Source organism: Haloferax marisrubri (assembly GCF_001469875.2).
In the GTDB taxonomy this organism is placed as follows: Archaea; Halobacteriota; Halobacteria; order Halobacteriales; family Haloferacaceae; genus Haloferax; species Haloferax marisrubri.
Map to the genome: position 1 here is coordinate 172,483 of NZ_LOPW02000022.1, position 17,873 is coordinate 190,355.

The window sequence follows — 17,873 nt, forward strand, 5'->3', positions numbered from 1 at the left end:
CCAACGTGCTAGCCACCAACCATAATCAAGGCTTCTGCGAGGACCATTTATGTACCACCGTTGATTTCTCGGCCGAGAAGTCGTTTCGCCGGCGGTTCTCAAATCGAAGAGACGGTCGCGCGGTCGTCGGCGACGACGCCGTAGCTCGCCTCGTCGACGCCCCGCGGAATCGGGTCGGCGTCGTACCGCGAATCGATGCTCGCGAGCACCGCGTCGCGGACGCACACCCGGGCCGCGTTGCCGACCTCGGTCGCGCTCCCCGAGAACGTCACCGAATCGCCGGTGGGGTCGCACGCGGCGACGACCGCGTCGGTCGTCGTCCCCGGCGCGCCGCAACGCGCGAGGAGCGTCGCCGCCTTCGCCTCGGCGGCCACGGCGACGAGGTTCGCGAGCGCGCCCGGCTCCAGCGACCGGGTCGTCCCGACGAAGACGTTGACCGTGCCGACCGAGCCGTCTCGCTCGGCGTCGCCGCCGACTGCCGCGTCAGACGTGTCCGACTCGTCGCACCATCCCATCGACTCGCCGTCTATCGGGAGCTCCGCCGGGTTCGACACGCCCGCGGTGGCGACGACTTCGACCGGGCCGAATCGGGCGCGCCGGGCGTGTTCCTGCCCGACGCCCGTCAGGAGCGTCGGCCCGCGCTCGTCGAAGCCGGCCGCCGAGAGCCGCCGCTCGACGTACGCGTCGAGGTCCGTCTCGGGCCACCCCTCGGGGACGGTGACGTTGAACGCGGCGTCGGCCCGCGACTCGCCGCCGGCGTAGCCCGTCGAGAGCCAGCGCGTGTTCGGACGGGTCAGCCGACAGACGCCGTCGCGACGTGTCGCCTCAAACATCGGTGGCGACGGCGGCGAGCGCCCGGAGCAGTTCGTCGTTCTCGTCGGGGCGTTTCACCGCGACGCGGACGTGCGAGTCGAGCGTCGGAAACGTCGTCGCGTCCCGGACGGCGACCCCGTGGTCGCGGGCGGTCTCGACCACCGCGTCCACGTCGCGGTCGCCGACGTCGAAGAGGAGAAACGGCGCGTCCGACGGGCACACGTCGAAGGCCTCGGACAGCGTCTCACGGAGTCGCTCGCGCTCGTTCGCGACGCGCTCGCGGGTGCGCGAGACGAACTCGGCGTCGTCCATGCAGTACGCGCCGACGGCGGCCGCGGGCGTCGAGAGCGACCACGCACGTCGGGCCACGGCGAGTCGGTCGCCGAGGTCGCCGGTGGCGACGGCGAAGCCGGCGCGGATTCCCGGCAGGCCGAACATCTTCGTCAGCGAGCGAGCGACGACGACGCCGGCTTCGCCCGCGAGGCTCGGTTCGTCGGTGAAATCGAGGAACGCCTCGTCGACGACGAGCGTCGTCTCGGCCTCCCGACAGCGCGCCGCGAACGCCCGGAGGTCGTCGGCGGGCGCGAGTTCGCCCGTCGGGTTGTTCGGCGTGCAGACGACTGCGACCGCGTGGTCCGCGGGGTCGGCGTCGAGTATCGCGTCGTGGGCGACGGGAACCGGCTCCGCGCCCTGCAGGCGAATCTCGCGGTCGTACTCCCCGAAACTCGGTTGAGGGACGAGTGCGGTGTCGCCGGGCGAGAGCGTCACCTCGAACGCGAGTCGCAGGGCTTCGAGACCGCCCGCGGTCGGCACGACCGCTGCAGGGACACAGCCGACGTAGTCGGCGGCGGCCCCCCGAAAGTCGGCGTAGTCGTCGTCGGGGTAGCGGGTCGAGGCGTCGAACGCCTCGCGGTACACCGCCTCGACGCCGTCGGGGCGCTCGGGGTTCGTGTTCGCGCTGAAGTCGAGAACGGTTGGGTCGGTCGTCCCGCCGTGGGGGACGCGGCTCCCCGCCCGGACGGACTCAGGGTCCATCGTCGATGTCGGCGTCAGCGCCGCCGGCGTCGGCCGCCGCGGTCCCGGTCTCGACCGCTTCGGGGTCCAGCGTCGAGAGCACGTCGAGCGTGGCCGCCTCCACGTCGTCGAGGACGCCCATTCGGTCGGCGAGCATGAGCGCGCCGCCCATGCCCGCACCCTCCTTGGCCTCGCCCGCGTCGTAGCGGTCCAGCGGGTGCGTCTCGAAGCCGGGGTCGGTGACCGTCAGGTCCACGTCGAGCGCGTCTGCGGCGTCGGCCAGTTCGGGCACGTCGTCCGCGAGGTACGAGGTGGTGGCGAGCGTCAGGTCGCCGTTCGCGCCGGCGTGTCGGGCGAGCGCGGCGGCTGCGAGCAGTTGGGTGCCCCCGCCAAGCGTCACGTCGATGCCGTTTTCGAGCGCGCCGACGGTGAGTCCGGCCACGACCGGAAGCACCGGGTCGCCGAGATAGCGGGCGGCGCGCCGGGGCTTGTGGGCCGCGAAGCCGGGTTCGACGTCGCTGGCTTCGAACGCCTCGGCGACGACCTCCTCTTTCAGGCTCGTCGGGTTGTCCGGCAGCGACGACGAGACGGGGAACTCCTCGCCGAGCGCGCGGAACACCGCGAGCGCCGTGGTCGTCCCGCCGGGGACGGTCTCGCCGATGACGAGTTCGTCCTCGGGGAGCGCGAGGCCCATCCGCCGGGCCGCCTCGAACGCGCCGGGCGCGGTCGGGACCGGTTCGCTCTCGCGGATGTCGCGGCCGGGTCGCGCGCCCACGTCGATGGTCGGCGCGGCGCTCGGCTTCGCGAGGCCGGCGTCCACGGTGAGCACGTCGAAGCCGGTGAGTTGCTTGACGGCGCGGGTGACGGCCGCGGGCGTCGGACAGCCCGTCGGACTGACCGGCGTCACCGGCGAGCGGACGGGTTCGCCGTACTCGATGATTTCGGCGTCGGCGCTCGGCGTGTGGCCGACGAGCGACGGGTCCGCGCCGGCGGCGCTGATGCCGGGAATCTTCGCCGTCTCGGTCGTGCCGGCGACGAGGACTACTCGCATCGGTCCTCCGCGAGCGCGATGTCTGTCGGACGGTTCACGTTGAGTGCGAGTCTGGAGTCGGTGGAGAGGTACATGGTCGGGTGAGTGTCGGTGTCGGTGTCAGTAGGGGTGCCCGCCTCAGCGTCCGCGGGGCCGACGACGCCCAGTCCGGTCGGGCAGACGGCGGTCCCCTCGTGGTCGAAGACGAGCGCGTCGTCGACGCTGGCTCCGAGGGCTCGCTTCAGTTCGACGGGGACGCACGCGGTGGCGGCCCCGCCGTCTGCGGCCGAAACGACCGCATCGACGTGTTCGGGAGCCACGAGCGGCAGGTCGGCGACGACGGTGACGACCGGCCGGGAGACGCGGTCCAGCGCGAATCCGAGGTCGGAGACGTAGCCGTCACCGGGAGCCTCGATGGGGTCGAGGCCGAGGTCGGCGGCGCGGTCGCGGGTGTTCGGCGTGTGCGGCGAGGTGACCGCGCGGACGCTCTCGACGCTCGAATCGCGGAGCGCCGCGGCGACCCGGTCGAGCATGGGCCGCCCGCAGATGTCCACGAGCGGCTTTTCGACCGGCGCGTCGAGGCGGGTGCCGCGGCCGCCGCACATCACGAGAGCGTCCACGTCACCACCCCCACGTGGACGGCCGCGGCGCGGGCCAGTTCGTTCGTCGCGCCCAGCAGGTCGCCGGAGACGCCGCCGAGTCGGGCGCGCCCCCACGAGCGGACGAGCAACGCGACGACCGGCCCGCAGCAGAGCGCCGCGACGACGGCGGGGCCGCCCGTGACCGGCGCGAGCGCGACGACCGGGAGACAGGCCACGGCGACGGCGAGGAGCCCCGACGGGCTGTTCTCGCCGACGAGCGCCGAGCCGAGTCCCTCGTGGGCGGGCGCGCCGAGACACACCAGCGTCGCCATGCCGGCTTTCGCGCCGACCTCGGCGGCGAGCGCGATTGCGACGGCGGCCGTGAGGCCGACGCGACCACCCGCGCCCGCGAGGCCGAACGCGCCGAGCGCGAGGACGACGAGCGTCAGCCCGAACGCGAGCAGGCCGCCGACGCCGGTCTGTGAGTCCTTCAGGACCGACAGCCGCCGGTCGGCATCGCCGTGAACGACCGCGGCGTCGCCGAGGTCCGCGAGGCCGTCGGCGTGGGTGACGCCCGTCACGAGATACAGCGTCACGAGGTACAGCGCGGCCGCGGTCGGAATCGGCAGCGGGAGCAAAAGCGGGAGCGCGGCCAGCGCGCCGACGACGTAGCCGACGAGCGGGAACGCCATGGGCGCGCGCCTGAAAGCGTCCCAGTTCGACTCGTCGCCGCCGACGGGGAGGCGGGTGAGGAAGCCGAGCGCGCCGCGGAGGGCGGTCAGAACCACGCGACCACCCCCGCGACGGCGAACGCGGCGAGGCCCGCCCGCGAGACGAGTCGGACGCCCCGCTCGGCGGTCGCCGCGTCGGGAGCCTCGGGACCGCCGTCGAGCAGGTAGTGACCGGGCTTTTCCAGTCGCGTCTCAAGGAGGACCGCGAGCGTCGCCATCGGCCATCCCGAGTTGGGCGACGACGGCCGCCGTGCCAACTCGCCGACCCGCGTCACCGTGGCCGGCGCGCCGGCGACGACGGCCAGTAAGACGGCCGAGACGCGCGCCGGGAGCCACATCACCGCGTCGTCGAGGCGGGCCGGCACGCGACCGACCGGCTTGTGTCGGTAGCCGAGCATCGAGTCGAGCGTGTTGACGCCCTTCACCCACGCGGCCGCGCCGACCGCGAGCGGGAGCGAGACGGGCGCGAGGAGCGTAAACGCGAGCAACGGGGCGACGAGGCCGTCGGCGAGGTTCTCCGCGGCACTCTCGACGGCGGCGCTCCGGATGTCGGCCGCCGAGAGCGACGACGGGTCGCGCCCGGCCAGCGCCCGGAGTTCGTACCGGGCAGCGTCGAGGTCGGATTCGTCCGCGGTCGCCGAGACGACCATCTCGGCCGCATCGAGGAGCATCCGAAGGCTGGTGGTCGAAAACAGCGCGAGCGCGGCGACGGCCGCGCCGAGCCACGGCGAAACGAGCGTCGCAGCCCACGTCGCACCCGCGGCGACGCCCGCGGCGAACGCCGGGAGCGCGACGGCCGCGAGCGCGCCGACGAGCGTCGGACGGGCCCACTCGCGGTCGACGGGGGAGACGAGTCGTCCGAACAGCGCGACCGGGTGGATGCGCGCCGGGGGTTCGGCGAAGCCCCGGTCGAGCGCCGCGGCGGCGACGACGGCGGCCGCGGCGGTCACGGGCACGGGTCCTCCCCGGCGCGCAGTCTCGCCGCGACCGATTCGAGCGTCGTCTCCCGCAGGTTCACGAATCGGCCGCCGACCGCCTCGATGCCGCCATCGGAGTCCGGGTCGTCGCCGACGTGGACCAGTTCGGCCGCGTCGACGCCGAGGCCGCGGGCGGCCGCCTCGAACGCCTGCCGATGGGGTTTCCGCCACCCACAAGCGACGCTCGTCGTGATGTCGTCGAAGCCGCGCCGGTCGAGGTCCGACCGGATGAGCGTCCGCGCGACGAGTTCGGGAACGGAACAGTTCGAGAGGAGGCCGACCGGGCCGGCCTCGCGGGCAGCAGCGACCGCTTCGACCGCGCCGGGACGAGTGGTCACCTCGGGGTCGAACGCCGTGATGACCGCGCGGCGGGCGGCGTTGTCCGGGGAGGCGACGCCCCGAGAGCGAAGCGCCGCGGCGACGTGGGCCGGAAGCGGGACTTCCGCGCCCTCGGGCGCGTCGATGTGGACCTCGCGGTAGGCGTCGTCCCAGTCGTCGGGGACGGCGACGCCGTACTCGCGGAGCGCGTCTGCGACCGCCGCACCGGGGTCTGACGGGTACTCGGCGTCGACGAGCGTGCCGAAGAGGTCGAACGTGACTGCCACTAGAATTTCATTGGCGAAACTGTACTTGAATATAGCGAAGCGGGGGATTCGGTTGTGGTGACCCATCGAGTTTCTCGCTGGCCGTCAGCGACGGACCTCGGGGCCGTCGCCCCAGACGTACCGCCCCCAGCGTTCGAGGACGTACCATCCCCCCGCGAGGAGCGCAATCCCACTCCCGAGCAGGTACCCCACGTCGTGGAGGTTAGTGCCCACGCCCGCGTATCGGGTTGACAGCGGGGGTTGGGTCACGTGGTAGTGCCGCCCGTCGTGTTCGATGAGAACGGCGGTCAGGCGTTCGTGTGTCGTGAGTTCCCCCGTTCGAACGAGTTCGCGTAATCGAGGGGTGGCGGCGGAAACCGCGAGTTCGTCGTAGAACGCGTGTAGTGTGACTCGCTCGGCGGTGAGCCGTACTGTCCCGTTTTCCTCATATTCGTGGAGGCGGTAGACCTCACTCACGTCTGAGATGGTACCGCCAGTCCCGACGACGGCATACCGGTGGTCGACGAGCGACCCGGGGAACGCCGCTTTCGTTCGGGACCCGTTTGCCGCCTCACGGAGTGCCGTCCGTTCCGGTCGGTCACCGGGTCCGTCGCTGGCGATGAACACCGCCGACGGCCCCGCCGGGTCGACCGTGGTGTCGTCCACGACTACCGCTGCGGCACCCTCCGGAGAGGCGGACAGTTCTCTCACCTCGTAGGTGTACGTCCTGTCGGGAGTCGTCGCATCGAGCGCAGCAGACCCGCCGATGAGCGCGACTCCAACAGCGACTGCGAGGAGGAGCATCTTGCGGGAGGGCACTACTGGGTCCGAACGTGTTGGCGGATAAGTATCTTCTGCGGGAGGGCGTCAGAGAGCCCGCCGCTGTCGAACTGCAGGTGCAGACGAACGATATCGCCGGGTGAGGAGTTCAACGGCACCGCCGACTTCAGTTCCGGGTGGTGGTGTACTCCGGTCGTCCAACCACAGCACGTATAGTTACGGCCAGTTCGTCGCTTCGAGGCATGAGCCTACAGGGAACCGAAGCACCCGACTTCACGCTCGAACGCACCGCCGGCGACGACGTCACTCTCTCCGAGACGCTGGAGACCGGGCCGACCGTCGTCCTCATCAACCGCGGGACGTGGTGTTCGTTCTGCGCCGAACAACTGCAGACGTTCGACCAGGTCGCCTACGACCTCTGGTTCAACGACGGCGTGGACGTGGTCCCGATTGTCACGAGCGACCTCGGCGACGTGGTCGAGATGCGCGACCGGTTCGACTTCGACTTCCAATTAGCCGCCGACCCGGAGGGCGAGGTCGCTGAACAGTACAGCGGGACTGAAAAGACCAGCCACGGCGTGACTGGTATCGCCGGCACCTACGTCATCGACGAAGACGGTATCGTCCAGTACGAACAAGTCGCTGACCACCCGGCCGACCGGACCTACGGAAATTGGGTTCGGTACTTCATCCGCAACGACTACGAGGACGTCTTCGAGAGCTAATCGGGGTCACAGCCCGGTATCGCTACTGGGTCCGCTCACCAGCGATGGTGAACGTGCTCGCGCGCGTACGCGTCGTACGCTTCTTCGACGCGTTCGAACTGGGCTGCCGACAGCGGCGGGAGCGACGCCGCGGCGACGTTGTCGTGGATGTGCGCCGGCGTCTTCGACCCCGGGATGATGGTGCTCACGGCGTCGAACGAGAGAATCCAGCGGAGCGTGAACTGCGCGAGCGAGACTCCCTCGGGAACGACCTCCTGTATCGAGTCCGCGGCGGCGAGGCCGTCTTCGAACGGGATTCCGGCGAACGTCTCGCCCACGTCGAACGCCTCGCCGTTTCGGTTGTAGTTCCGGTGGTCGTCCTCGCCGAACTCGGCGTCTTCGGAGAGCGCGCCCGTGAGTAGGCCCGACGCGAGCGGGACACGGACGATGACGCCGACGTTCCGGCGCTTCGCCTCCCGGAAGAACAGCTCCGCGGGTCGCTGTCGAAGCGGGTTGAAGATTATCTGTACCGTCTCCACGCCGTCGTACTCGATGGCTTTGAGGGCGTCTTCGACCTTCTCGACGCTCACGCCGTAGTGGTCTATCTTCCCGGCGTCGCGGAGGTCCGAAAGGGCGTCGAACACCTCGGGCTGGTAGTACACGTCCCGCGGCGGGCAGTGAAGTTGAACGAGGTCCAGCGAGTCCACGCCGAGGTTGTCCCGGCTTCGGTCCACGAACCGTTCGAGGTTCTCGCGGTTGTAGCCGTCCGCCTCGTGCGGGTCGAGTCGTCGCCCCGCCTTGGTGGCGACGGTGACGTCGTCGTCGCGGTCGGCGAGCACGTCGCCGATTCGTCGTTCACTATCGCCGTCGCCGTACACGTCGGCGGTGTCGAGGAAGTCGATGCCCGCGTCGAGCGCCGTCTCGATGGCGTCGTACGCTTCCTCGTCGGTCACCGGGCCCCAGCTACCGCCGAGTTGCCACGTTCCCAGCGCGACTTCTGAAACGTCGAATCCAGTCGTACCGAGCGGTCGAGAATCCATAGCGTCCGATTTCGAACAGACGGGGGTAAATGACGGGGTCCCGGCGAGATATTCGCCAATTGTTCGTGAGGGTTCGGACGAGGAGAAAATCTGACCGCTCTCCCCGATCTGAACTCACTCGCAACGCTGCGCGTTGCTCGCTGCTCAAACCGGCTCGACCGGATTTTGCAAGCAAAATCCGCTCTCCCCGATTTGAACGGGGGACAAGCCGATCTACAGTCGGCTGCTCTGCCAGGCTGAGCTAAGAGCGGTCACCGATTGCTATCCGGTCGATGCGTTTAACCATTATCATTCTCGCCGCCGCGTGTGCTGTGTGTCAGACACGTGCGAACATTGATATGCCGCCGAGATAATCCCGGAGTAATGAGTAAAATCACGTTCCGCGCCGACGACGCCCTCGTCGAGCGCTTGGACCGCCTCGACACCTCGAAGAGCGAGGTGATGCGCGAGGCGCTCCGCCAGTACCTCGACGAACTGGAACGTGACGACACCGCGGGCGACGAAGCGTCCGACACCGACGGCCTCGACGGCGCGCTCTCGGCGCGGGTCGAGGAACTCGTCGACGAGCGACTCGACGAACGACTCCCGACGCTCGTCGAGGAAGCGGCGGCGGCCCGCGAGTCCGAGCGTCCGACGCCCTCCGAGCTGAACGTCAACATCAACGTCGATGGTTCGAGCGACGAATCCAGCGTAAACGCGGGTGTAGACCGGGAAACAAACGCGAATGCGATTCGTAAGACACGAGAGAATCCGGAGGCGACGGCGGCCGACGAGTCCGAGATGAGCTGTGGCCAATGCGGCGAGTCCGTGGGCGCAGACCACGTGTACTGCCCGAATTGTGGCGAGAAAACGTCCCACCGTGTGTTCTGCGAATGCGGCGACGAACTCCGCTCCGATTGGGCGTTCTGCCCCGACTGCGGGCGTCGGACGCCCGCGGCCGACGTTCTGGAACAAGCATAACCGGCGATTAAAGCCCCCTATACGGGATATTCAGCACCTGTCTTACAATCGCCGTTACATTTATATTCTGTCCCTCTGTGGTGATTATCGCGTAAGACGGTTGTCTTACAGCCACCCGACGGCGGCCCGCAACCCGGCGTCGTCCGTCGGTTTCCGGGTGTAAGACACTCGCACACGTGTGCGGCGCGCCGTCTTACCGGGGGAATGTAAATATGGAGCGTGTGACACTACGAATTCCGAAGCAGCAAATCGAGGAGGTCGAGCGGATGGTCGAGACGGGAGAGTTCCCGAACCGATCCGAAGCCATCCGTTCTGCCGTTCGCGATATGCTCAACGAACAGACGACGACTGACAAGCGACAGCGCGAATCTACCAGCAAGCGCGGCTGGGCGAAGGTGTAACTATGCAGGATATCGTTCGCGAGGCGATGGAACGGGACGAGGCCGAGCGTCAGACGCAGTCGTCGCTCGACGACAGCGACGACCAGTTCGGCGACCCGCGAATCGTCATCGTCGGTGCCGGTGGTGCTGGCAACAACACCATCAACCGCCTGTACAACATCGGTGTCGAAGGGGCCGACACGGTCGCCATCAACACCGACAAGCAGCACCTGAAGATGATCGAAGCGGACACGAAAATCCTCGTCGGGAAGTCCCTGACGCAGGGTCTCGGCGCCGGTGGTGACCCGTCGATGGGTGAGCGCGCGACCGAGATGGCACAGGGCACGATCAAAGACGTGCTCGGCGATGCCGACCTCGTGTTCGTCACCGCGGGGATGGGCGGCGGCACCGGTACCGGTGCGGCCCCCGTCGTCGCGAAGATCGCAAAGGAGCAGGGCGCAATCGTCGTGGGCATGGTCTCGACCCCGTTCAACGTCGAGCGCGCCCGCACGGTCAAGGCCGAGGAGGGACTCGAAAACCTCCGCAACGAGGCCGACTCCATCATCGTGCTGGACAACAACCGCCTCCTCGATTACGTCCCGAACCTGCCCATCGGCAAGGCGTTCTCGGTCATGGACCAGATTATTGCCGAGACCGTCAAGGGCATCTCGGAGACGATTACCCAACCGTCGCTCATCAACCTCGACTACGCCGACATGTCGACAATCATGAACCAAGGCGGCGTCGCGGTGATGCTCGTCGGCGAGACGCAAGACAAGAACAAGACCCAAGAAGTGGTCAACGACGCGATGAACCACCCGCTTCTCGACGTGGACTACCGCGGTGCGTCCGGCGGTCTCGTCCACATCACGGGCGGCCCCGACCTCACGCTGAAGGAGGCCGAGGGAATCGCGAGCAACATCACCGAACGACTGGAAGCCGCCGCGAACGTCATTTGGGGCGCTCGCATTCAGGACGAGTACAAGGGGAAAGTCCGCGTCATGGCCATCATGACGGGCGTCCAGTCCGCGCAGGTCCTCGGCCCGACGACGCAGAAGCAGGCCGACAAGTCGCGTCAGAGCATCCAGTCGCGCGAGACGCAGCAACAACAGCAGTCGGGTTCAAGCTCGGAGTTCGATAGCTCGGAACGAGCCCAGACGGCGCAGAGCGGCACGTGGTCCGACGGCGGCCGCGACGAAGTCGAGAAGAACAACGGTCTCGACGTCATCCGGTAACGCCCTGTCTGACCCGCGCGGACGCCGCCGCGCCCGTCGGGTACGCTCGTGGGTTCTTTTTCGCTGACGTGGGTTTCTCCGACCGCAGGCCAAGTTCTGATTCGCCCAGCGCTGCCGCTCGGCCGTCAGTAGCTACTGTCCGACCCGTAAGACACGACGAAAAACGGAGTTCCGTACCGCTCAGACCGCTTCTATCGACTCGATGAGCCGGCACTTCCGACAGACGTCGCCGGCGGTCTTCGACCCGCAGCGCTCGCAGTCGTTGAGGTCGACGCGACCCTCGCCGCGGTACTCGCGGGCGGTGAGTTCGGCCAACTCCTCGTAGCCCGCCATGATGGAGTGGCGGGTGCCGGGATGGTTCTCTTCGAGTTTCAACAGCAACTGCTGAATCTCGCCGCGGTAGGCCTCCGAGGAGTGGGGGCACTCGGTGATGTGCGCCGGGAGGTCCTTCAGGTGGGCGTAGAGCGCGACTTCCTTTTCGGGCACGTCGCGCAGCGGCTTGGCTCGCGGGATGAACTCGCCGGCGTCGCGGCGCTTTTCGAAGTCGCCGATGCTGGCGTCGAAGTGCTTTGCGACCTGCTTGAGGTCGCCCTCGAAGAAGTTCATGAGCGCCGTCTGCGCCTCGTCGTCGAGGTTGTGGCCCGTGAGCAGTTTGTCCGCCCCGAGCTCGTCGGCGAAGCGTTCGAGCAGGTCGCGGCGGAACACGCCGCAGTAGGCGCAGGCGGCCATGTTCTCGGGGTCTTTCTCGACCACGTCGTCCATCTGGACGCCGAACTCGTCCTCGTAGGTGACCAGTTCGTGGTGGATGTCGAGGTCGTCGGCGAGTTCGACGCAGGCGTCGACGGACTTGTCGCGGTAGCCCTCGATGCCCTCGTGGATGGTGAGGGCGACGAGTTCGATGCGCGGGTCGCGCCCGAACGTGTCGTCGAGGATGTGTGTGAGGACGACGCTGTCTTTGCCGCCGGACAGCCCGATGACCCACGTCTGTGGGTTCTCGGGGCTGGCGTCGCGGGGGAGCATGTTGTCCTCGCGGATGCGGCGGCGCACGCGTTTCTCGACCGAGGCGCAGAAGTGGTCTTCGCAGAGATGGGCCCCGGAGTAGGCCGCGTGCATCACCGCGTCACGGCCGCACTTGTCGCACTCCATTGCCGGTCGCTTGCCCGGCGGGAGGGATACGGGTTTCGCCTCGGGGTGGGCGGCGCTCGCGCGACCGACGGGCCGGCCGCACTCGGTCACGCTCGGTCGCAACCGGTTTGACCCTCCGAACCCCACGGACAGTCGATGGACAGAGACGCCGCCCTCGACCGAGTCGACGCCGTCGTCGACGCCGTCGAGTCCGAGACGCTCCCCGTCCCGGTCCGCGAGGTGTGGGTCTACGGCGACGTGGCGCTCGGCCTCGACCCCCTCGACCGACTCGACGTGTACGTGACGAAAGACATCCTCCTCCGCGGCGACCCCGACGCGGCCGAGACGTTCGAGCGGTCCCACGGCGTGAAGGGCGTCGGCAAGAGCGTCCGCGCCGAGTGGGCGCGCGAACACCCCGACCTGCTGCGGGCCAACGCGAACGGCTACGCGGCCCCCGAGAAGTGTCTCGCCGCCCACCTGCTCCCCGACGACGACGAACCGGTCCACCTCGAAGTGTGCAACGCCTCCTTCGAGGACAACGTCACCCAGCGCCTGAAGGGCGCGGTCGCCCGCGAGGCCTACGAGCAGATTCTCGACCCCCGCGGCGTCTGCCTCTACGCCGACGGTCAGCGCTCGCCGGACGCGATGTCGAAACTCCGGAACAGCGAGTTCGCCTTCCCGACGCTCTCGGGCGCGCTGGAGATGCTCGGACTGGAGGGCGACGAGGCCGAGACGGCCGTCGAGGCGATGCGAGCCTACCGGGCCGAACAGACCGGTACGTCGGTCCGCGGCGACGTGGTCTGAGGGCGGAGCCGAATCGGAGGCGACCGGCTACCAGTCGCGGTCGTCGGTACGGTTGCGGTCGCGGGCGTCGATACGGTCGTCGGTACGGTCGGTCCCCCGGCCGCGTTGCTCGTTGTAGCGCATCCCCTCGTCGCGGGCGCGACGCTCCGCCTCCTCGCGACTCATCGTCGGCGGGTCGCTCGTCTCGCCTTGAATCGCGGCGTAGAGGGCGATTGCGGCGCCGATGCTGAGGAGGGCGAAGAGGAAGAACACGAGACCACCTGCGGGCATACGCTTACTGGCGGGCGGGACGGAGGAAACCGTTTGGGGGATGCACTTTTATCGACGTAAGTCAACTATCGAACATGAGCCCTCCACCAAGTGCCGACCGCGACGGCTGTCCGAAGTGCGGCCACTCCGAGACCGAAATCGACTCCATCGCCACCTCCGGCACCGGCCTCTCGAAGATGTTCGACATCCAGAACCGTCAGTTCACCGTCGTCTCGTGTGCGAACTGCGGCTACTCCGAACTCTACCGCGGTCAGTCGAGCGGGAACTTCGTCGACCTGTTCCTCGGATAGACTACCGGCCAGGACCGCCTACGACTCCGCGCCGGCGTCCTCGGACATCCATTTTTCGCCCCACTCGTAGATGTCGTCGAACGCCGGGAGCAGTTCCTCGCCCTTCCGCGTGAGCGAGTAGTACACCGCGATTGGACTGCCGTCTTCGACCTCTCGCTCGACGTATCCCAACTCCTGGAGGTCGTCCAGCACGCGCGAGAGCGTCTGGGAGTTCGCGCCGCTCGCGCGCTTGAGCTCGTTGAATCGGAGGTCACCCTCGCGCAGCACGTGGATGACCGTCATCCGCCACCGCGAGCCGATCTCTTCGAGCGTCTTGATGACCGGACACTGTTCGTACTTCGTTTCGAGGTTCTGGTGCGGTGACATCGACGTGACCTACTCACACCGAGGTTCGCTTAGGTATATTAAACTCACTCTCCTTGACCAAGTATGACGATGTAACCGCATCGTCGCGGCGAATCGGACGACGAACACGACTCACGAACACCACCACCCACACCATCTCATCATGAACGTACTCCTCCTCGGAGCGAGCGGCCGAATCGGCACGCGAATCGCCAACGAACTCCTGAACCGCGGGCACGCGGTGACCGGCGTCTCCCGAAGCGGCGCGGTCGACAGCATCGACGACCCCGACTTCTCGGCGGTCGCCGGCGACGCGACCGACGCCGACCAACTCGCGCAACTCGCCGCGGGACACGACGCGGTCGCCTCCGCGCTCGGCCCGAGCGACGACGAGTCGCCCGAGGTCCTCGTCGAGATGCTCGACGCCGTGGTCGACGGGATGCGCCGCGCCTCGGTCGACCGCCTCGTCTGGACCGGCGGCGCGGGCATCCTGAACGTCGGCCCCGACACGCGACTCATCGACTCGCCGGAGTTCCCCGACGAGTGGAAGCCCGTCGCCAGCGCCGCCATCGAGGCGTACGGCCTGCTCGAAGACGCCGACGACCTGCGCTGGACCTACGTCGCCCCGGCGGCGCTCATCGAACCCGGCGAGCGGACCGGCGAGTTCCGAACCGCGCTCGGCGAACTCGTCGCCGACGAGGACGGCGAGAGCCGCATCTCCATGGAGGACTTCGCAATCGCGTTCGCTGACGAACTGGAGCGCGGCGACGCCGTCCACGAACAGCTCGCGGTCGGCTACTGAACAGACGGACTCGTTTTTCGACCGTCGAGTCGGCCCGCCGACCCCCAGACTACACCCGGCCCGTCGTCACGTCGAACGGGACGACCTCGGCCCGGCGGTACTCCTCGTCTCGAATCTGCTGGACGACCTCGCGGCCCATCTTCCGCCACTCCCGTCGGACGGACTCGTAGGAGTCGTCGTCGAGTCCCCGGCGGAGGTCGGCCTCGTGGCGGTCGAGCCCCTCGCCGGTCGCCTTCTTGGCCGCGCTCCGAACGTCGTGTTCGTCGTACGGCGGTTCGGTCAGTTTTCGATGGTGGTACCGGCGGGTCCCCACGACCGATAGGCCGGCGTCGTCGAACAGCCCGCGGACGCGGTCGCCGAGCGCCACGTCGGTCGCCACGCCGTCGCGGAAGGCGTCTCTGACGCGGCGGTCGAGCGCGGCCTCGGCCTCGACGGTCGAGTCCACGCCGACGGCGGCGTTGTCGGGTTCGACCGTCGCCACGAGGTCCGACGAGACGCGGGCGAACTCGGAGAGCGCGGCCGTCGGGTCGGGGAGGTTCACGAGAAGCGCCTGACAGACGACCAAATCGAAACTGTCGGCGGCGAAGGGGAGCCGAGTCGCGTCGCCGGCGACCGTCTCGATGCCGGCGCGGTCGGCCGCGACCGAAAGCAGGTCGGTGTCGGCGTCGACGCCGACGACGCGGGCGTCCGAGGTCTCCGCGAGGACGCGCGTGAACTCGCCGGTCCCACAGCCCACGTCGAGGATGCGGGCCCGACCGTCGAGGTCGAGGTCGGCGAGGGCCGCGCGAGAGTCGTCCCACATGCCTTCTCGCGTCCGCCGGAGATACGATTCCGAGAAACGTCGCACACGCGGTGTCGGACGCGGCGACCCAAAAAACAGTCGAAACAGTCGATACGGGGGCTCAGCGACGGCCGCTGGGTCCCGTCCCGTTCGGCGTCTTACTCCGCGTCGGCGCGGAGTTCGCGGACGCGGTCGATGTTCCACGCGAAGCCCTTGCCGTCCTCGGTGGGCGTCTCCAAGACGAGCGGCACGTCGTTGTCGACGATGGCGTCGTGGTTGATGAACGCGCGCATGCCCTCCTCGCCGATGAGGCCCTCGCCGATGAGGGCGTGTTCGTCCTTGTTCGTCCCGCACTCGTGTTTCGAGTCGTTGAGGTGGACGCACTTGAGGTGCTCCAGGCCGACCTCGGCGTCGAGTTCCTCGAACGTCTCGTCGACGCCCGCGGCCGTCGAGAGGTCGTAGCCCGCGGCGAACGCGTGGGCGGTGTCGAGACAGACGTCGAGGTCCTGTTCGGACTCTTCGAGGACGTAGCCGAGGTGGGCGAAGTCGTCGCCCATCTTCGTGCCCGAGCCCGCGTCGGACTCGATGAGGACGGTGACGCCCTCGGGGATATCGAGGTCGTCGAGGACGGAGACGGCGTTGTCGAGGCCCTGCTGTTCGCCCGCGCCGGTGTGGGCCCCGAGGTGGACGTTCACGTACTCGATGCCGAGTTTGTCGGCCATGTCGACCTCCGTCTGCATCGAGTCCAGCGACTTCTGCCGGAGGCCGTCTTTGGGCGTACAGAGGTTGACGAGGTACGACGAGTGGATGACCCACGGGCCCGCCAGTTTGTCGGCGGTCTGCTCGCGGAACAGTTCGGCCTCCTCGTCGGAGATGTCGGGGTCGCGCCACACCTGCGGCGAGGTGGTGAAAATCTGCCCGCAGTTGCCGCCGAAGGCGACCTGCCGGAAGACGGCGTTGGCGACGTTACCGTGCGGTGGCGTCTCCTCGTCGGAGGAGACCTTCGAACTCGACATCGAGACGTGTGCGCCGACTTGCATGCAGAGTCCGACGGCGTAGCCGAACAAAGGGACTTCGGAGTCGCCGGGCCGGACGAAGACAGAACGGCTATCGTTCACGCGGCGAATCACGTCACATGACCGGACTTTCCGTCGGGACGACGGCACCCGAGGTGACGCAGACGCTCGTCGCGCCCGACGGGGACGTGAGCGAACGCAGCCTCTCGGACCTCGTCGCCGACAAGCCCGTCCTCCTCTGTTTCTACACCGCCGACTTCAGCCCCGACTGCACCGAAGAGTGGTGCGCGCTCCGCGACTTCGACTGGTTCACGAGCGGGAACGCGGTCCGCGTCGTCGGGTCGAGCAAGTCGGGCGTCGGGATGCACCGCCGCTTTATCGACCGGTACGACCTGCTGTTCCCGCTGTACGCCGATACCGACCTCGAACTCGCCGCGGCGTTCGACGTCGTCTACCGGACCTTCGGCGTCTCGAAGCGCTCGCGACGCTCGTGTTTCCTCATCGACGAGAACCTGACCGTCCGCTACCGCTGGCTGGGCGACCACTGGCTCGACCCCACCCGCGACGTGCCGCCCCTGACGGAGGTCTACGAGGGCGTCACGGAAGCCCTCGACCTCGACGAACCGGAGACGTTCGGCTTCTGAGTCGTGGACGACCGCGCGACTCGGCGCACGGTCTCGACCGCCCGTGTTCGGCCGCTCTGTTCTCAGTCGCCCAGTTCTCGACCGCTCACCGCGACCCCGGACGGCGGCGCACCCAGTCGTCAGCGCGGTACTTCTCGTCGACCTTCGCGCGCGCCCGGTCGAGTTCGTCGTCGGTCCACGACCCCACCTCGGCGTCGACGAACCCAGAGAGCGACTCGGTCAGCGCCGCGACGAACTCCTCGCGGGAGGCGTCTGCGAGTTCGTCGATGCCGACGACGCGCTCGCGGAACGCCTCGGGCGTCACGTCGTGACCGTCGAAGACGCCGAGGTGCGTCTCGGCGTCCACCGAGTAGGTGAGCGAGCCGTGCTGGACGACGCCGTCGCGGCGGCGGTACTGGGCGTTGCCCGCGACTTTCCGGCCCGCGGCGACCATGTCGTGAGCGGGGTGGAGCGCCCGCAGGTAGCAGGCGGGGTGCCAGATGACGGGCACGTCGTCGTCGACGAAGTCCACGTCCACGCCGACCGCGCGAATCGCGTCCAAAATCGGCTCGCACAGCAGGTGGTAGCAGTCCATGAGGTCGCCCGGGAGCTCCGATTTCGGTGCGGCGATGGAGTAGGCCACGTCGCCGTGGCGGTCGTGGTAGATGCCGCCGCCGCCGGTCTGTCGGCGAGTCACGTCGATACCCTCGCGGTCGCAGTAGTCCCAATCGACCGTCTCGGGGTCCTGTCCGTAGCCCAGCGAGAGGCAACTCGGCTCCCACGAGTAGACCCGAACGGTCCGGGGGCCGCCCGCGGCGGCCGTCTCGCCCGCGACCTCGTCGAGCGCCATCTGCATCGGTCCCGGTCGGACCTCCTCGCGGATTACCCGCCACTCGCGGTCGGCAATCGACCCCTGCGAATCGTTCATACGTCGGCTTCGTCCATCCGGGAGAAAGCGATTTCGACGCTCGGCCGCCGACGCGGGCCG

Annotated in this window: 23 protein-coding genes and 1 tRNA gene; 8 read left to right on the forward strand and 16 right to left on the reverse strand. The window is 68.5% G+C overall.

All coding sequences use genetic code 11. The annotated features are described in order from the left end of the window. Positions 1-98 precede the first annotated feature (98 nt). The 8 genes from AUR65_RS18395 to AUR65_RS18430 all read right to left on the reverse strand — a co-directional run bounded on the left by AUR65_RS18395 (position 99) and on the right by AUR65_RS18430 (position 6,549). Positions 99-833 carry an adenosylcobinamide amidohydrolase gene (locus tag AUR65_RS18395; protein ID WP_058568561.1) on the reverse strand — a complete coding sequence of 245 codons (735 nt, stop codon included), beginning with the start codon at positions 831-833 and terminating at the stop codon, positions 99-101. Continuing rightward, a complete protein-coding gene (gene cobD, locus AUR65_RS18400; protein WP_058568562.1) occupies positions 826-1,848 on the reverse strand; it encodes a threonine-phosphate decarboxylase CobD in 1,023 nt (340 codons plus the stop codon). Before cobD ends, AUR65_RS18395 begins: the two co-directional genes overlap by 8 nt. Then, positions 1,838-2,878, reverse strand: coding sequence for a nicotinate-nucleotide--dimethylbenzimidazole phosphoribosyltransferase (locus tag AUR65_RS18405; protein WP_058568563.1), 1,041 nt, complete (start codon positions 2,876-2,878; stop codon positions 1,838-1,840). Before AUR65_RS18405 ends, cobD begins: the two co-directional genes overlap by 11 nt. Then, positions 2,869-3,462 carry an NTP transferase domain-containing protein gene (locus AUR65_RS18410; RefSeq protein ID WP_058568564.1) on the reverse strand — a complete coding sequence of 198 codons (594 nt, stop codon included), beginning with the start codon at positions 3,460-3,462 and terminating at the stop codon, positions 2,869-2,871. Before AUR65_RS18410 ends, AUR65_RS18405 begins: the two co-directional genes overlap by 10 nt. Further along, positions 3,462-4,226 carry an adenosylcobinamide-GDP ribazoletransferase gene (cobS, locus tag AUR65_RS18415; protein WP_058568565.1) on the reverse strand — a complete coding sequence of 255 codons (765 nt, stop codon included), beginning with the start codon at positions 4,224-4,226 and terminating at the stop codon, positions 3,462-3,464. Before cobS ends, AUR65_RS18410 begins: the two co-directional genes overlap by 1 nt. Further along, complete coding sequence (locus AUR65_RS18420) at positions 4,217-5,125, reverse strand: CobD/CbiB family cobalamin biosynthesis protein (protein WP_058568566.1); 909 nt, start codon at positions 5,123-5,125, stop codon at positions 4,217-4,219. The genes cobS and AUR65_RS18420 overlap by 10 nt, the downstream gene beginning before the upstream one ends. Continuing rightward, complete coding sequence (locus AUR65_RS18425) at positions 5,116-5,751, reverse strand: HAD family hydrolase (RefSeq protein ID WP_058568567.1); 636 nt, start codon at positions 5,749-5,751, stop codon at positions 5,116-5,118. Before AUR65_RS18425 ends, AUR65_RS18420 begins: the two co-directional genes overlap by 10 nt. An 84-nt stretch (positions 5,752-5,835) precedes the next feature. Then, positions 5,836-6,549: a hypothetical protein gene (locus AUR65_RS18430; protein ID WP_233194428.1), complete on the reverse strand. Its 714-nt coding sequence runs from the start codon at positions 6,547-6,549 to the stop codon at positions 5,836-5,838. Positions 6,550-6,752: 203 nt separating this feature from the next. Here AUR65_RS18430 and AUR65_RS18435 point away from each other — a divergent pair, with 203 nt between their 5' ends. Then, positions 6,753-7,235 (forward strand): peroxiredoxin family protein, encoded by a 483-nt coding sequence (locus AUR65_RS18435; protein ID WP_058568569.1) that lies wholly within the window; start codon positions 6,753-6,755, stop codon positions 7,233-7,235. A 35-nt stretch (positions 7,236-7,270) separates the two neighbouring features. On the opposite strand, the gene AUR65_RS18440 is transcribed toward AUR65_RS18435, so the two are convergent. Continuing rightward, the gene (locus tag AUR65_RS18440) at positions 7,271-8,254 is read right to left on the reverse strand and encodes an aldo/keto reductase (protein ID WP_058568570.1); all 984 of its coding nucleotides are present in this window, start codon (positions 8,252-8,254) and stop codon (positions 7,271-7,273) included. Positions 8,255-8,431: 177 nt separating this feature from the next. Further along, positions 8,432-8,505, reverse strand: a tRNA-Tyr gene (locus tag AUR65_RS18445). Between the two features lie 112 nt (positions 8,506-8,617). Here AUR65_RS18445 and AUR65_RS18450 point away from each other — a divergent pair. From AUR65_RS18450 to ftsZ, 3 genes are all read left to right on the forward strand, one after another. Further along, complete coding sequence (locus AUR65_RS18450; protein WP_058568571.1) at positions 8,618-9,214, forward strand: double zinc ribbon domain-containing protein; 597 nt, start codon at positions 8,618-8,620, stop codon at positions 9,212-9,214. Between the two features lie 212 nt (positions 9,215-9,426). Next, positions 9,427-9,615 (forward strand): ribbon-helix-helix domain-containing protein, encoded by a 189-nt coding sequence (locus AUR65_RS18455; protein ID WP_058568572.1) that lies wholly within the window; start codon positions 9,427-9,429, stop codon positions 9,613-9,615. 2 nt (positions 9,616-9,617) lie between these two features. Next, a complete protein-coding gene (gene ftsZ, locus AUR65_RS18460; RefSeq protein ID WP_058568573.1) occupies positions 9,618-10,829 on the forward strand; it encodes a cell division protein FtsZ in 1,212 nt (403 codons plus the stop codon). 180 nt (positions 10,830-11,009) lie between these two features. Here the strand turns inward: ftsZ and ncsA are convergent, their stop codons facing one another. Further along, positions 11,010-11,975, reverse strand: coding sequence for a tRNA 2-thiolation protein NcsA (gene ncsA / locus AUR65_RS18465; protein ID WP_058568574.1), 966 nt, complete (start codon positions 11,973-11,975; stop codon positions 11,010-11,012). Between the two features lie 135 nt (positions 11,976-12,110). Between ncsA and AUR65_RS18470 the strand changes: the two genes are divergently transcribed. Continuing rightward, positions 12,111-12,758 carry a DUF7095 family protein gene (locus AUR65_RS18470; protein ID WP_058568575.1) on the forward strand — a complete coding sequence of 216 codons (648 nt, stop codon included), beginning with the start codon at positions 12,111-12,113 and terminating at the stop codon, positions 12,756-12,758. A gap of 27 nt (positions 12,759-12,785) precedes the next feature. On the opposite strand, the gene AUR65_RS18475 is transcribed toward AUR65_RS18470, so the two are convergent. Next, the gene (locus AUR65_RS18475; RefSeq protein ID WP_058568576.1) at positions 12,786-13,028 is read right to left on the reverse strand and encodes a hypothetical protein; all 243 of its coding nucleotides are present in this window, start codon (positions 13,026-13,028) and stop codon (positions 12,786-12,788) included. A gap of 74 nt (positions 13,029-13,102) precedes the next feature. Between AUR65_RS18475 and AUR65_RS18480 the strand changes: the two genes are divergently transcribed. Further along, the gene (locus AUR65_RS18480; protein ID WP_004973188.1) at positions 13,103-13,318 is read left to right on the forward strand and encodes a zinc ribbon domain-containing protein; all 216 of its coding nucleotides are present in this window, start codon (positions 13,103-13,105) and stop codon (positions 13,316-13,318) included. Positions 13,319-13,336: 18 nt separating this feature from the next. On the opposite strand, the gene AUR65_RS18485 is transcribed toward AUR65_RS18480, so the two are convergent. Then, entirely contained in the window at positions 13,337-13,684 is a 348-nt protein-coding gene (locus AUR65_RS18485; RefSeq protein WP_058568577.1) for a winged helix-turn-helix transcriptional regulator, read from the reverse strand. A 142-nt stretch (positions 13,685-13,826) separates the two neighbouring features. Here AUR65_RS18485 and AUR65_RS18490 point away from each other — a divergent pair, with 142 nt between their 5' ends. Next, complete coding sequence (locus tag AUR65_RS18490; RefSeq protein WP_058568578.1) at positions 13,827-14,465, forward strand: NAD(P)-dependent oxidoreductase; 639 nt, start codon at positions 13,827-13,829, stop codon at positions 14,463-14,465. Between the two features lie 49 nt (positions 14,466-14,514). Here the strand turns inward: AUR65_RS18490 and AUR65_RS18495 are convergent, their stop codons facing one another. Then, positions 14,515-15,312, reverse strand: coding sequence for a class I SAM-dependent methyltransferase (locus AUR65_RS18495; RefSeq protein ID WP_332888746.1), 798 nt, complete (start codon positions 15,310-15,312; stop codon positions 14,515-14,517). Between the two features lie 92 nt (positions 15,313-15,404). Continuing rightward, positions 15,405-16,286, reverse strand: a complete 882-nt coding sequence (locus AUR65_RS18500; protein ID WP_058568740.1) for a deoxyribonuclease IV — start codon at positions 16,284-16,286, stop codon at positions 15,405-15,407. 95 nt (positions 16,287-16,381) lie between these two features. Between AUR65_RS18500 and AUR65_RS18505 the strand changes: the two genes are divergently transcribed. After that, complete coding sequence (locus AUR65_RS18505) at positions 16,382-16,906, forward strand: redoxin domain-containing protein (protein ID WP_058568579.1); 525 nt, start codon at positions 16,382-16,384, stop codon at positions 16,904-16,906. An 85-nt stretch (positions 16,907-16,991) separates the two neighbouring features. On the opposite strand, the gene AUR65_RS18510 is transcribed toward AUR65_RS18505, so the two are convergent. Further along, positions 16,992-17,813 (reverse strand): lipoate--protein ligase family protein, encoded by an 822-nt coding sequence (locus AUR65_RS18510; RefSeq protein ID WP_058568580.1) that lies wholly within the window; start codon positions 17,811-17,813, stop codon positions 16,992-16,994. Between the last annotated feature and the right edge of the window lie 60 nt (positions 17,814-17,873).